Source organism: Tenacibaculum sp. IMCC1 (genome assembly GCF_054906355.1).
The window spans coordinates 3,082,357-3,096,682 of record NZ_CM142818.1 but is presented as its reverse complement, the minus strand read 5'-3'; the positions used below and the strand labels follow the sequence as shown (position 1 = coordinate 3,096,682).

At 30.4% G+C, this 14,326-nt stretch carries 11 protein-coding genes and 2 tRNA genes; 3 read left to right on the top strand and 10 right to left on the bottom strand.

The features are described 5' to 3' along the window. Positions 1–15: 15 nt before the first annotated feature. Positions 16–504, top strand: a complete 489-nt coding sequence (locus tag ACXIHB_RS14455; RefSeq protein WP_047790141.1) for a SixA phosphatase family protein — start codon at positions 16–18, stop codon at positions 502–504. An 8-nt stretch (positions 505–512) separates the two neighbouring features. After that, positions 513–1,409 carry a Ppx/GppA phosphatase family protein gene (locus tag ACXIHB_RS14450; RefSeq protein WP_047790140.1) on the top strand — a complete coding sequence of 299 codons (897 nt, stop codon included), beginning with the start codon at positions 513–515 and terminating at the stop codon, positions 1,407–1,409. A 131-nt stretch (positions 1,410–1,540) separates the two neighbouring features. Here ACXIHB_RS14450 and ACXIHB_RS14445 read toward each other — a convergent pair whose 3' ends face one another. The 8 genes from ACXIHB_RS14445 to ACXIHB_RS14410 form a co-directional block, all read right to left on the bottom strand. After that, a complete protein-coding gene (locus tag ACXIHB_RS14445; RefSeq protein WP_047790139.1) occupies positions 1,541–2,989 on the bottom strand; it encodes a DUF389 domain-containing protein in 1,449 nt (482 codons plus the stop codon). A 150-nt stretch (positions 2,990–3,139) separates the two neighbouring features. Beyond that, on the bottom strand, positions 3,140–5,641 hold the full coding sequence (locus ACXIHB_RS14440; RefSeq protein ID WP_462098514.1) for a toxin-antitoxin system YwqK family antitoxin: 2,502 nt from the start codon (positions 5,639–5,641) through the stop codon (positions 3,140–3,142). Positions 5,642–5,854: 213 nt separating this feature from the next. Further along, the gene (locus tag ACXIHB_RS14435) at positions 5,855–6,967 is read right to left on the bottom strand and encodes a C1 family peptidase (protein WP_462098513.1); all 1,113 of its coding nucleotides are present in this window, start codon (positions 6,965–6,967) and stop codon (positions 5,855–5,857) included. A 70-nt stretch (positions 6,968–7,037) separates the two neighbouring features. Then, entirely contained in the window at positions 7,038–9,437 is a 2,400-nt protein-coding gene (locus tag ACXIHB_RS14430) for a TonB-dependent receptor (RefSeq protein WP_462098512.1), read from the bottom strand. A 114-nt stretch (positions 9,438–9,551) separates the two neighbouring features. After that, a tRNA-Tyr gene (locus tag ACXIHB_RS14425) sits at positions 9,552–9,634 on the bottom strand. 47 nt (positions 9,635–9,681) lie between these two features. Continuing rightward, positions 9,682–9,754, bottom strand: a tRNA-Lys gene (locus ACXIHB_RS14420). Positions 9,755–9,887: 133 nt separating this feature from the next. After that, positions 9,888–10,652, bottom strand: a complete 765-nt coding sequence (locus ACXIHB_RS14415; protein ID WP_047790135.1) for an ABC transporter ATP-binding protein — start codon at positions 10,650–10,652, stop codon at positions 9,888–9,890. Continuing rightward, a complete protein-coding gene (locus ACXIHB_RS14410) occupies positions 10,652–11,392 on the bottom strand; it encodes an MlaE family ABC transporter permease (protein WP_047790134.1) in 741 nt (246 codons plus the stop codon). Before ACXIHB_RS14410 ends, ACXIHB_RS14415 begins: the two co-directional genes overlap by 1 nt. Before the next feature lie 119 nt (positions 11,393–11,511). On the opposite strand from ACXIHB_RS14410, the gene pafA reads away from it, so the two are divergent. Beyond that, positions 11,512–13,149: an alkaline phosphatase PafA gene (gene pafA, locus ACXIHB_RS14405; RefSeq protein ID WP_462098511.1), complete on the top strand. Its 1,638-nt coding sequence runs from the start codon at positions 11,512–11,514 to the stop codon at positions 13,147–13,149. Between the two features lie 118 nt (positions 13,150–13,267). Here pafA and ACXIHB_RS14400 read toward each other — a convergent pair whose 3' ends face one another. Further along, positions 13,268–13,423 carry a YqaE/Pmp3 family membrane protein gene (locus tag ACXIHB_RS14400; protein WP_073184478.1) on the bottom strand — a complete coding sequence of 52 codons (156 nt, stop codon included), beginning with the start codon at positions 13,421–13,423 and terminating at the stop codon, positions 13,268–13,270. A gap of 92 nt (positions 13,424–13,515) precedes the next feature. Then, positions 13,516–14,313 carry a hypothetical protein gene (locus tag ACXIHB_RS14395; protein ID WP_462098510.1) on the bottom strand — a complete coding sequence of 266 codons (798 nt, stop codon included), beginning with the start codon at positions 14,311–14,313 and terminating at the stop codon, positions 13,516–13,518. Between the last annotated feature and the right edge of the window lie 13 nt (positions 14,314–14,326).

Sequence of the window (14,326 nt, the reverse complement as noted above, 5' to 3'; positions counted from 1 at the left end):
GCTTTTTATAATTAAATGAAAACACTTTATATTGTTCGTCACGCAAAATCATCATGGAAATATGAGAGCGTTAAAGATATTGACAGACCTTTAAAAGAACGTGGTATTAACGATGCCCATCTTTTATCTAAGTACCTAGCGGAAGAAATAAAAAGACCTGACGTATTTCTTTCTAGTAGTGCCAACAGAGCACTTCATACAGCTGTTATTTTTTGTGAGAACTTTGGATATCCTTTATCCAATCTTAAAATAAAACGTCAATTGTATAGCTTTAGTGATGGTTATTTAGTAAAAACAGTAAAAGCTCTTGACGATAGCTTTAACAGTGCTATTGTTTTTAGCCACGACCATGGTATAAATAGTTTTGTAAATAAATTTGGAAACAAACCTATTGCACATGTAACTACTTGTGGGGTTGTTGGAATAGAGTTTGATACAAAGCATTGGAAAGATATTAAAAAAGGAAACACAGTTTTAGTCGAGTTTCCTAAAAACCATAGATAAATTAGTACATTTTGAAGATAAAGAAGTACGGCGCTATTGATATAGGATCTAATGCAGTAAGGTTATTAGTAGCCAACGTTATTGAAGAAAAAAATAAAGAACCACAATTTAAAAAATCATCCTTAGTTCGTGTTCCTATTCGTTTAGGAGCGGACGCTTTTGTTTCTGGAAAAATATCAGAGGCGAATACTCAAAGAATGCTTGATGCAATGCAAGCCTTTAAATTAATCATGAAAATTCATGGTGTTGAAAAATACAAAGCCTGTGCTACCTCAGCAATGAGAGAAGCTGAAAATGGAGAAGAAGTTGCCGCTACTATTTTAGAAAATACTGATGTTAAGATTGATATTATTGACGGAAAAAAAGAAGCAGCTATAATTTCTTCAACAGATTTAAATCAATTAATAGAATCTGATGCTACTTACTTATATGTTGATGTTGGTGGGGGGAGTACAGAGTTTACTTTGTTTTCTAAAGGAAAAATTATTAACTCTAAATCTTTTAAAATAGGTACTGTACGTTTACTTAATAATACAAAACCTGAAAATAAAGCGCTTTTTAAAAAGGTTCAAAAATGGGTTGAAGAAAATACTGGTGACTATAAACGTATTTCTTTAATTGGTTCTGGAGGAAATATTAATAAGCTATTTAAAATGTCTGGTAGAGATAGTGGTAAACCTATTTCATACATTTATCTTAATGCTCAGTACCAATTCTTAAAAAAGATGAGTTATCATGAACGAATCTCGGAATTAAGTTTAAACCCTGATAGGGCCGATGTAATTATTCCTGCTACAAAAATATACTTATCTGCCATGAAGTGGAGTGGTGCAAGAAAAATATATGTTCCTAAAATTGGGCTTTCTGACGGAATAATTAAAAGCCTATACTTTAATAAACTTTAGATTTACTATTACTTTTTATTTGTGACTCTTTTGGAATTTTAGTGTCTTAATAAGTATAAGTAATATTTTATTTACTATACTTCTCTAACAAGTAATCAAAAAAAACCGAGCTATTTGCTCGGTTTTTTATTTTAGTTTCTTCTTATTTGCACTTTGTCTGTTTTCAACTCTTTCTGTATCCAACTTCTCAATTCGTTTTCATTTTTTACAAGAATAGAGTCCTTTAACTTTGCATTCCATTTTACTGATACTACTGTTGCTGTATCTACTTTTATAAAGTCGCTTGAAGATAGAACTTTAGCTAAACTCATTTCTTTTATATCATTGAATCTAATTTTTGCCTCTGTACTAATTTTACTAAAAGGAATTGAATTCTTATCTCTATATAAAGCTTGTTGTTCAATCGTTTGATTTAAATTAGATATGGTTCTTTTTAAATCATCAATCTCCATATGTAAACCTTTTATAACATTGTCTTTTTCATCCAATTCTTTTACAGCTCTATCATAAGCATCTACTACTCTATCAACACTTTTAGCTTTATTTTCATTTATAACTAAAGAATAAGAATCTATTTTAGGAAAAGCCTTTAATTCGTTACGTAAAAATGACTCTGTTGCATCACTCACATCACCATTAAAAAACAAGCTTATTGTTTTATCTTTAACTTCTAGTCTTTCACGCTGTAGCCATAAGTTAGGATTATCGTATACTTTTGCTTTTAAAAACCTTTTATAGTTTGCGTCTATTACACTCTCATTATACACTCCTACAAAAGTAAATACCGCTGGAACCATTACTAAAAAGGCTATAAAAGACGCTATTTGCGCTATTCTTTTACGTTTGGCTGAGTTTACATAACGAATCATAGTAAAACCTAACAGTTTTAATACTAAGAAAGTTGCTAAAGCGATAAAAATAGTATTAATTGTAAACAAGTACATCGCACCAAGAAAGTAGTCAAAATTACCTATTGCTAAACCATACCCTGCAGTACACAAAGGCGGCATTAAAGCTGTTGCAATTGCTACACCAAAGATTACAGAAGCAATTGTTCCTTTTTTGGTTCGTGCAATAATTAATGCTAAACCACCAAAAAAAGCTATTAATACATCTCGAATATCTGGTCTTACCCTACCTAATAACTCCGAAGTTTCTTCACGAAGTGGAAATATAAAGAAAAATAGAAATGCAGTTAATAAGCTCAATACAATCATAGTTGCTAAGTTTATTAACGATTTTCGTAATGTGTCAATATCATTAATAGCAATAGACATTCCTACTCCTAAAATAGGTCCCATTAGTGGAGATATTAACATGGCTCCAATTACTACTGCTGTTGAGTTTGCATTTAAACCAATAGATGCCACAAAAATAGAACAGATTAAAATCCAAGCTGTGGCTCCTTTAAAAGAAATATCACTTTTTATTGCTTCTATTGTTGCTTCTTGGTCTGTATCATCTCTAAAATCGAGTAACTCTAAAATAAACTTTTTTACTTTTTCCCATAAACCTTTTGCATCTTGCTGTATCGCTTGCTTCGATTGCTCCGCTGCTGCTTCTTGTTTATTTTCTTCCATAAATTCTAATTTTTGTTAACTTTGGAAAGATACGAAATTCAGTAATTAATAAAGGCTAAAAAACTCTGAGAGACAAACTATTTTAGTTTACCTAAATAATTTCGTAACAAAGACTAATCTTTTTTAATAACCTCACTAAAAAAATTAAGGTTACTCTAAAATAAATAAATCGTTATTATAAACTATTTCTCTGATACCCAATTTATATGGTAATATTTGTTCAGAGTACTCTTTGTATAAGCTAGGGTTTATTTCTCCTGTAAAGAGTAGCTTTCCTTCCTCGTTATATGTTTGTATTGTTATAATTTCGTCTACTTTACTCATTTTTAAGTATACTTCAGATTGATATCTAGAGTTGGCTTTTAAATATACTATTCCTGTTACTAATTTACCTTTTGAGAAAACTCCAGTATATTTAGGTTTGTTTTTTTCATATTGAACAACTTCTCCTTCTAATTGGTTATTTAATTCCTTATACGTTAATAGCAGCTGGTTTTGCAAATTGTAAACAGTGGTACTCGTTTCTTTTTCTGATATATATTCGGTAATTATTTTTTGATTTTTATTTTGTTCTATTTTCTTTACTAGAGCACCATTTTTATATGTTTTTTTGGTTCCATAAAGGTCATTCTTTTGCCCTTCAAAAGGCTTTCCTTTCTTATATAATAATCGAGATATTTCTTTACCTTTTTCATCATAATAAATACTATATCCTTCTTTTTTATTTTCGTAATAATTTTCTTCTTTTTGTTTTTTACCTCTTTTATAATAAATAAAAGTTCCATGCTTTTTATCGTTTACGTAATTTCCAGTTTCCTTTAAAGTTTTTTCGTCGTATTCAAACTTTTTATAAACTCCTTCCTTTAATCCATTTTTTACATTTATTTCTATTCGATCTTTATAATCATACATAACCCCTGTAGGTTTTTGATTGGTAAAAGTCGCTTGCCCTATTAATTTTCCTTCTTTAGAGTAAAATTTAGCTTCCGAATTAACATCTATATATTCTCTTAAAACATATTCATTATTCCTTGAGTTATATACTTTTTGATATCTTTTTGATTTTATAAGTTTTCCTTTATTTAACTCTTTAACTTCTTCTATTTGATCTGTTTTATAGAAATACTTGTATTCTGTTCCTGTTTTAGTTATAAAGTTATAATTAGCGATAACTTTTCCGCTTTTATCGTAATAAATTGCTGTTAACTTTTTTCTGTACGAATTAAGTTTATAGGTTACTTCACTTTTTTTTCCTCCATTAATATAGTAGCTAATGATTTTTGATAAACTTCCATCTTCGTAGAATCTTGTTTCTTTATAAAGAGCGTTATCTTCTTTATAATCATACTTTGTTCTTTCTACTACTTCTCCATCTTTAAAGCTCTCTTTTTCTGAAATTTTGTTTCTATAGTTTTTCTTATACAGAGTACCTTCAATAGGAGTTGGCGAGTAATAACCTGCTTCTAAAGCTCTAGAGTTATAATAACCTTCTTTTAGCTTTACTTTTAGTCTTCCTAACTTCTTTCCTGAAATATCATAATAGGTAATTTCCGAATTTTTTAAATGCGAAAATACCAATGTAGTATCTTTATAATATTCAACTACTTCTTCTGCTATTCCATTTTTGTAAGTAATATCTTGTTTATTACCTCCTTTATTTTTTACAACTCTACCTTCTAATTTATCATTTATTTGTTCTAACACCCCTATTTGAGTACCTTGATCATCGTAGCTTATTACCTTAACAAGGTTCCTTTTATCTCCAAATTCTTCTTTTTTAATTAGAATACCTTGTTTGTTAAATGTTTCAACCTTTTTTAATTTTCCTTTTTCATAAGTATTTATTTTTTTTACCACTGCTGTCTTGGTGAAAAAAAATAAGTATTTCTTTCCTTCATAAGGAGTTTTATAATTTAATTCTTCTTCATACTTGTATTGTATAGCCCCTAACTTGGTGTTTTGTTCATCATAAAATGTTTCTGTTAAAGTACTTTTATTAAAACGATTACGAGTAATTCCATTATGATAAAAGTATTGTGTAAAAACTGGATTTCCTTGTTCATATTCTGCAATATATTTAACACGCATTGGGTTATAATAATAGCTTACTTTTTTCCCATCTCTATATGCTCTTTTATCATAAGTTATCTGTCCTATTTTTTTTCCTTTTTTACCATAATATATTTCTTTAGTTATTTTTCCTTTATCATAGTAATACTCATAACGAATATCATTTTTATCTCCTTCAAAAAATATTCTTTTTGTTATTTTTCCATTCTCGTAGGTAACCTCTTCGATTGCTATAGTCGTTTTTTTGTCTTTACTTTCTGTATAATAAGTAGATATTCCTTTTAGTTGCTTATCATCAAAACTCATTTTCTTTATAAGTTTTCCTTCTTTAGTATACCAAAAGGCTTGTTGCAAATAAATACTATCTTTATACTTAGAAAGTCCTGTCATTTGTAATGTACCATCTATATAAAAGTCATTAACACGATATAGTTTTCCCTCCTTTTTTATAGGGTTTCTATAAAAAAAAGCATTTTCTTTATTGGTTTCTTTCCAGTTTTTATCTAACCAAAGTGTGTCTTTTTGAGCTTTAGCTATAGTTATACAACACAATAATAAAGCAATTGTAAAAAAGGATTTCATATATTAATTTTATATGTTTTTAATTTAAATGTTAGTTGTGACGTGCAACATTTTTTTTGAGTTTCAAAAATACAGTAATTTCAGAACGTTATTAAAATATACGTAAACCATATTTAGTTACAAATCCAAAAATATAGGGCTTTTGAGTATTACCAAAAGCCCTATATTTATTATTGAAGTTCTACTAATTTTTATAGTAATGTTTAAAAACTATTAAATCTTTAACTTACTTTTTAAATTCGGTGAAACTGCATCTTTATGTAATAAAACAGATATTGTTTTCAATTTAAAATAAGGAAATGACATATATACATACCCCTGATTTCCTTGATTTTTACCCCAAGAGTTCTTTACTTTAAAATAGGTATTTCCTTTTTGATCTTTTACCAAACCTACAATATGCATTAAGTGATCGTCCGTTGTATTAAAGTTTTCAAATTCTGCTTGACGTAAACTTGGTGTAACAGTTCTTTCTTCAACTATTTCTCTTAGTGCTTTTTCATTTTCTGTGCTACTTGCAGGAATTATTGCTACTCCATTTTTTGATGAAAATGTTTTTTCTGAAACATCACAGTCTAACTCTACGGTGTATCCTTTTTTAATTGCGTTTTCTGTTACTGCAACTAATTCATCTAAAGAAACATTATAAAATGCTCCGTTTGAAAAATTATCTGGAATATTTAAGATGAATTGATCATATTTTTTTGCATGCTCAAAAGAACTAATCGTTACATAGTTTGAAGGATCTATTTTTACATACTCTGCAAACGTTTTAGGAGTATATTTTTTTCCTTCAAAAGTAAATTCCTTTTTATTTTTTCCTAAGTATACATCCAAAACACTTTCTACTGATTGCTTCCACTTTGGACTTAATTCTCCTGCTGGATTTTTGATATAAGCATCCAACATCGATTTTAATACCGCAATCATTTCAGCGTGATTATGTCTATCTTGTCCTAAATCTAAACCAGTAAAAACTTGCTCAGGTACTAATCCGTATTTTTCTACAGAATTAATAACATCATGTGCCAAACCTCCTTCGCTAAATTGTGCTTTTCCTTGGCGGTATAAGTAATTTTTTGCTTTATCTGAATACGTGTTGCGAACCGTATACATTTCAGATAAATCAATGCTTTTACCTGTCAATCTAATAATTTCTGATTCTAAAAAAGAGGTTGTAGAAAAGCTCCAACATGTTCCTGTTCTTCCTTGGCTTTTAACTTCAGTATCTTCAATGTCTTTTACTGTTGAAAACTGATACTTTTGTGCTGAAGTTGAAGTTATACTTAAAAAAGTAAATGCTGCTCCTAATAGAATTTTTTTCATATTTAAAAATCTTATGATAATTTAAGCAAGCAATTTACTCTTTTTAAAAGACTATTAAACTTCAAAACTGTTAAAAATCTACAATAACACCTATACGAGGTAAGGCTCTACCTGTTGTACTTTCTATTTCTTCTAGTAAATATCTTGAACTATCGTTAGGATCGGTCACTCTTCCATTTCCATCTTCAATAGGTAATAAAAATGGTTGCTGTTTAGAGCTACTAGCATATATATTTTGAACATCTAAATACAAGTTAATAGCCGCTTTTTTTAAGAACCATGTTTTATCTACACGTATATCTAATTGTGTATACGTATCTAATCTTTCTGTGTTTAGTTTGGTATAATCTAAAATTCCGCCATTTTGCACATCGTAATTATCTTTTAAAGAAGAAGCGTCTAAATCGTATGGCGTATAAGGTTTACCACCAACTAATCGAAATTTCGTTCCTATTTCCCAGTTTCTGTTTAGTTTTTTTCCTGCTGTAATTGTTAGTAAGTGTTTATTATCCCAAGTTGAGGGAATATAGGCTCCTTGTGCATCTTTAAATTCACTTCTCACAAAAGTATACGACGCTATTCCGTACAATCCACTATACGATTTCTTTTGTGCTAACAACTCAAAACCATATGCTCTACCCTCAGAGGTTGAACTTACTGCTTCGTTTCCTATAATACCAAAATCAGCACCTAGGTTTGCTAGACTTATTTTGTTTCTTATTGAAAATGGATAGTTTTTATATCCTTTATAAAACCCTTCAAAAGTTATTTTTGAACTTGTATCAGGCTTATAACTCAATCCACTTACAAAATGATCTGATTGTATGTACTTCAATCCATTTTTATTCTCAAACTCTCCTATATCGTTTTTATATCCTAATACTGTATACGATGGTAATTGATAATAACGACCTACTGAAGAACTCACCGTCCATTTTTCAGATAAATTATAACTTAACGACAATCGTGGTGAAAATTGGTTAAATGGATTTTTCATTTCTGAATTGTAATCAATCCCGTCCATTCTAAAACCAAAAGAAACTCCTAACTTTTCATCTAAATATCTTTTTGATACTTGTCCGAAAACTCCATATTTCACAAAGTCTATGGCTGAATTAAAATTATAAATAATAACTCCATCTGAATTAGCATTTTTTTGATAATTACTATTCGTATACCTCGCTGTTTCTAAATTAAAACCTAAGTTAAAATCAATTTTGTTAACAGTTTCAAAGCTATTTTCATATCGTAATTTATTTTCTATTTCTTTAGATGAATAATCTAACAATAAGTTTGCTGGTATTTCTTCATTTAAAAAGTACTTTACTGCCTTGTTTTTCCATTCATTTCTACTTAATACAACTAAGTGTGTCGAGTTTGGAGCAAAGTACTTATAACTGGCTCCTACCGTATAATTCCATTGGCTGTTTACGGGAACAGCATTTAAAATAACTTTATTTCTCTTTATCGTTTCTAAATCTGTTTCACCATCATTTACCTCTTTATTAATTTCAAAATCATCAATAGCACCCAAAGCAACTATTGATAATTCACTGTTTTTTGATAATTGCGATTTAACATTTACTTGAAAATCGCTGTATGTTGGTAAAAAAGGAAGTTTTATCAACTTAAATAAAAACTGTAAATACGATTGACGTGCAGAAAACATAAAAGTCGTATTCTTCCCTAATGGACCATCTAAGGTAATTCCTGCGTCTGAAGTTCCAATAGTTGCTCTTGTATTTAGTGAATTTGGGTTTCCTCTTTTTTGAGTAAACTCTATAACAGAACTTAAAGAGTTACCCCTATTAGCAGGAAAAGCACTTGAATAAAAATCTACCTTACGAATTAAATCTGCATTCATAATTCCAACCGGTCCACCAGTTGCTCCTTGTGTTTGAAAATGATTTATTACAGGAACTTCAATTCCATCTAAATAAAACTTATTTTCAGAAGTTGCTCCTCCTCTAATAATAATATCATTTCTAAATCCAGGATTAGAGGCTACACCAGGAAAAGACTGAATAACCTTTAAGACATCTCTATTTCCTCCAGGGTTCTTTTCTATTTCTGCTATACCCAAACTTTGAAGCGATAAAGGGCTATCTACAGACTCTTTAAATAGTGGTGCTTGTATTTGAACTTCTTTTAACTGTGTTGCATCTTCAATTAACTCCAAGGTTATATATGGCGAATTATCTTTAGTAACTAAATACTCGTCAGAAATTAACGTTTTATAACCTACAAACGATGCTTGTATTTTATTGTATCCTAAAGGAACATTACTCAATTCAAACTCTCCATTTTCATTTGAAACTGTCCCTATTTCTGTTCCGTGTACTAAAATATTTACAAAAGGAAGCACTTCTCTTGTTTTAGAATCAATAACCTTCCCTGAAATTCCTCCTTCATTTTGGGACATTCCAGTAAACGACTGAAGTAAAACTAAGAATATCAACACTTTTTTCATATCAAAATATTTAAGATTTAACAAAAATACACATTATGTTTAACAAAAAATACAAAATATTAAACAACATAATTATACAAACAAAAAAACTCAATCGATATGATTGAGTTTTTGTGGGGAGAGCAGGATTCGAACCTGCGAAGTCGTAAGACAACGGAGTTACAGTCCGTCCCATTTGGCCGCTCTGGAATCTCCCCAAAGCTTTTTAAAAAAAGCTTCTCATTTGTTAAGAGAAGCTTTATAGTGACCGGGCTGGGGCTCGAACCCAGGACCCTCTCCTTAAAAGGGAGATGCTCTACCAACTGAGCTACCCGGTCATTTTTTGCTTTTGCTATTCTGCGTTTGCGGGTGCAAATATAGAAGCTTTTATTGTTCCCACAAACATTTTTTAGAAGTTTTTTTGAATTTTTTTTAATGTTTTTTGTTACCTATTAATTAACAGAAAGTTACCTAAACATCATTTAAGTATGCTTTTCTTACTTTTTTAAATAAATTAGATGAATACACAAAATCTACCACTGCTTCATTATCTGTTTTGAAGATTTCTTTATGTGATCCTTCCCATGCTTTGACTCCATTTTTTAGAAAAACAATCTTATCTCCTATTTCCATCACCGAATTCATATCATGTGTATTTATTACTGTAGTAATTTTATACTCATCGGTAATTTCTTGAATTAGGTTATCTATAACAATAGACGTTTGCGGATCTAAACCTGAATTAGGTTCATCACAAAACAAATATTTAGGCTTCATTACAATTGCACGGGCAATTGCTACACGTTTTTGCATTCCTCCAGATAATTCAGCAGGAAACTTTTTATTTGAATTTTCTAAGTTTACACGGTTCAACACAAAATTCACCCTGTCTAGCATTTCACTTTCGGGTTGTTTGGTAAACATTTTTAAAGGAAACATTATATTCTCTTCTACTGTTTGAGAATCAAACAAGGCACTTCCTTGAAATACCATTCCTAATTCTTGACGAAATTGACGTTTATCTTCTATCGTCATATCAGTATTCGCAAGTCCATCATAAACAATGGTTCCTTGCTCTGGTGTGTGTAAGCCAATTAATGATTTTAAAAATACTGTTTTACCTGAACCACTCTGACCAATAATTAAACTTGTTTCTCCTGGTTTAAATGAAGTTGTTATCCCCTTTAAAATCTCAACACCATTAAATCCTTTGTGTAAATTGTTTACTTCTATCATTAGGTTAATAACATTTGAGTTAAGAAATAGTTCGCTATAACAATAAGCACTGTAGTCCAAACTACAGACTGTGTACTTGCTTTTCCAACTTCTAATGAACCTCCTTTTACATAATATCCATGATAGGAAGGCACTGTGGCAATTAAAAAAGCAAAAACCACTGTTTTTATCAACGCATAGGTTATAAGAAACGGATCAAAATCTAATTGAACTCCTGCTATATAATCTGCTCCAGAAAACAAACCCGATAATACCCCTGCCATCCATCCGCCAAAAATTCCTAAAAACATTCCTAGAATTATTAAAAACGGATAAAAGAAAACTGTAGCTATTATTTTAGGAAGCACTAAATAGTTTAATGAGTTAATTCCCATCACCTCAAGTGCATCAATTTGCTCTGTAACACGCATAGTTCCTATACTTGAAGTTATATACGAGCCTACTTTACCTGCTAAAATAATAGAACAAAACGTAGGTGCAAACTCTAAAATTACTGATCGTTTTGCTGCAAAACCAATCAACGATTTTGGTATAAACGGACTTTCTAAATTCAATGCTGTTTGCAAGGCGATTACCCCTCCAATAAAAAACGATATAAAAGCTATAATTCCTATCGACTTATGCCCCAACTCATCTACTTCTCTAAATAAAGCTTCCCGAAATACTCTTGCTCTTTGTGGCTTTGAAAAAACCTGTTTTAGCATTGAAAAGTATTTACCAATATGCTCAATGTAATTCATTAAATGAAATATATTTTTTCTTTTTGCTAAAGTATTAAAAAACCATTAACTCATCGCCTTATTTATAAGTTTTAGCTTGCTTTTTATGTACCTTTGAGTTTTAATTTTCAAAAAACAAAATGAGAAAAATAGCTTTTTTAGCAGCTATAATATGTTTAACCAGCTGCTCTGTTAATAAAAAAACAAATACTCAAAAACCAAAACTAGTAGTTGGTGTTGTTGTTGACCAAATGCGTTACGATTACCTTACTCGTTTTGCTAATAGATATGGTAACGACGGTTTTAAACGTTTACTTAGAGAAGGATACTCTTTAGAAAACGCTCATTACAATTATATTCCTACTTACACTGCTGTAGGGCATACTTCTATTTACACAGGAACAACGCCTACTAATCATGGAATTATTAGCAATCATTGGTACGATAAATATTTAAAGAAAACAATTTATTGTGTTGATGACGACAACTTCAACACCGTTGGTAATGACGGTGAAGGAGGAAAAAAATCTCCTTACAGAATGTTAACTACTACAGTAACCGATCAGTTGAAACTAGCTCAAAACATGAATGGTAAAACCATTGGTATTGCCATAAAAGATCGTTCTGCTATTTTACCTGCAGGACACACAGCTAATGCTGCTTATTGGTTTGACGGTGGTGATAAAGGGCAATGGATTTCTTCTTCTTTTTACTTAAATGAATTACCTACTTGGGTACAAGAGTTCAATGCTTCAGGGAAAGCTGATGAATATTTAAGTAAACCATGGGAAACTTTATATGATATTAGTACGTATACCCAAAGTATTGATGATGATAATAACTTTGAAGTAACTTTCAAAGGGGAGGAAAAGCCAGTTTTTCCGCACGACATTCCAACGTTAAGAAAGAGCAATAATAATTACAGTATAATAAAAGGGATTCCTGCTGGTAATTCTATTACTACTGATTTTGCTAAAGCGGCTATTATTGGTGAAAACTTAGGAAAATCTGAGTACACCGACTTTTTAGCGGTTAGTTATTCTTCAACCGATTATGTTGGACATCAGTTTGGAGTTGCTTCCAAAGAAATTGAAGATACGTATTTACGCTTAGATCAAGATTTAGCTGATTTATTTAAGTTTTTAGACACACAGGTTGGAAAAGACAACTATACATTATTCTTAACTGCCGATCATGCTGCAGTACAAGTTCCTTCATACTTAGAATCTTTAAAAATACCTGCTGGTTATGTAAAGCCTGTTGCTTTCAAAAACTTTTTAAATGAAATTACCTTAAAACATTTTAAATCGGATGAAATCATTGAAAACGTTTCAAACTTTCAAGTGTTCTTAAATAAAGATAAGATTAGAGAGTTAAACCTTGACTATGAAAACGTAGCACAAGCTATAGCGGATGAAGCAATTAATCATAAAAAGATTTATAAATCGGTAACTGCTAGAACCATGCAAACTACTACGTTTACTAACGGAATTTTACATGTTTTACAAAATGGTTACAATCAAAAGTTTTCGGGTGATGTTATTTTAATCCCTAATCCGTCAACTATAGCTAGTAGTTCAAAAAAAGGGACTACGCATGGTTCTGGATACTCGTACGATACACACATTCCGATGATTTTTTATGGAAACGGAATTAAGCAAGGTGTTTCTAAAAAGAAATATGAAATTGTAGATATCGCTCCAACCATCTCTAATTTATTACAGATAGAATTCCCTAACGGATGTTCTGGAAAGATTATTGAAGAAGTTCTTGAATAGGAAACTTAGAAATGAGAAACTAGAGAATAGACCATAAAAAAACTCCAATTTGATTTCATCAAATTGGAGTTTTTCATTGATACATTTTCAAATTACCAAATTGCTACATTACACAAAACTAATTTGGATTGTTTAATATAATTAGCGCTGCAATAACTCCTGGAACCCATCCACAAAGTGTTAATAAAAACACTATTATAATTGATCCACAACCTTTACCTATCACTGCTAACGGTGGAAAAAATATTGCTAATAAAACTCTTAATAAACTCATAGTACTTTTTTTGTTAGTATACTTAAAAGACGAGTTAATTAGAATTTTGTTACACTTATTGAATCATTATAAACATATCTCTTAAATAAATCTTAACTATTTTTCATTTGTTTATATTCAAAAGCTCGAATCATATTGTGTGTTATAGGAAAAAAACTACCACAACTTACACCTACCTTTTCTAACTCTTCTTTTATTGCTTCACTTATATAAATCGTATTTGAGATACCCCATAATACATCATAATCGTGTTTATATACTTTATTAAGAAAATCTAACCCATTACGTTTTTCTTTCATTTCTCCGTTAGCTATTTTTTCTGTATAACTACCTAAAAAAGAATCTCCTTCCCCAAAAGTTATTTCATTGTAGCTTTCTAAACTATTTACCACGCCTTCAGGGTGAATTTTTACCTGTATTTTGTTATACTGAAAATCTCTTTTGTATTCTACAAAAGTACATTTAAGATAATCTACATAATCATCACCATATAGACCCTCTCCTGTCATATGAAACAAATAATAATCATCTCTTGTTTCCTTATACCGTTTGCAATAGACTTCGGTAGGATAAAAACGATGTGGTGGTAGGTTGTATTTTTCTAACACCTCTTTTACTTTTCCTGTCATTAACATAAAAGCCCCAGCTTTATGAGTTAATCCTCCTATAGTAAAATCGTTAGACCATTCTATAACATCCATAAAGGTAGTTTCTCCTTTCCATAAAGATAAATCGTGGTAGGCATCTACCAAATCCATTTTTACAGGGTAGTTTTCTTCCTGTACCCATTCTTCATTATCTATAGGTATAAATACTTTGCGTAATTGCTTTCCTTGTTGTAACACTGCTTTCCATTGAAATGTGTTAACATAAAATTCAAAAAACTGCATATTTATAGTTTAA

Bases quoted from the DNA above. Each gene is read 5' to 3' on its own strand.
- pafA (WP_462098511.1), top strand. From the start codon at position 11,512: ATGAGAAAAATAGCTTTTTTAGCAGCTATAATATGTTTAACCAGCTGC.
- ACXIHB_RS14395 (WP_462098510.1), bottom strand. From the start codon at position 14,313: ATGCAGTTTTTTGAATTTTATGTTAACACATTTCAATGGAAAGCAGTG.
- ACXIHB_RS14410 (WP_047790134.1), bottom strand. From the start codon at position 11,392: ATGAATTACATTGAGCATATTGGTAAATACTTTTCAATGCTAAAACAG.
- ACXIHB_RS14455 (WP_047790141.1), top strand. From the start codon at position 16: ATGAAAACACTTTATATTGTTCGTCACGCAAAATCATCATGGAAATAT.
- ACXIHB_RS14400 (WP_073184478.1), bottom strand. From the start codon at position 13,423: ATGAGTTTATTAAGAGTTTTATTAGCAATATTTTTTCCACCGTTAGCA.
- ACXIHB_RS14440 (WP_462098514.1), bottom strand. From the start codon at position 5,641: ATGAAATCCTTTTTTACAATTGCTTTATTATTGTGTTGTATAACTATA.
- ACXIHB_RS14430 (WP_462098512.1), bottom strand. From the start codon at position 9,437: ATGAAAAAAGTGTTGATATTCTTAGTTTTACTTCAGTCGTTTACTGGA.
- ACXIHB_RS14415 (WP_047790135.1), bottom strand. From the start codon at position 10,652: ATGATAGAAGTAAACAATTTACACAAAGGATTTAATGGTGTTGAGATT.
- ACXIHB_RS14445 (WP_047790139.1), bottom strand. From the start codon at position 2,989: ATGGAAGAAAATAAACAAGAAGCAGCAGCGGAGCAATCGAAGCAAGCG.
- ACXIHB_RS14435 (WP_462098513.1), bottom strand. From the start codon at position 6,967: ATGAAAAAAATTCTATTAGGAGCAGCATTTACTTTTTTAAGTATAACT.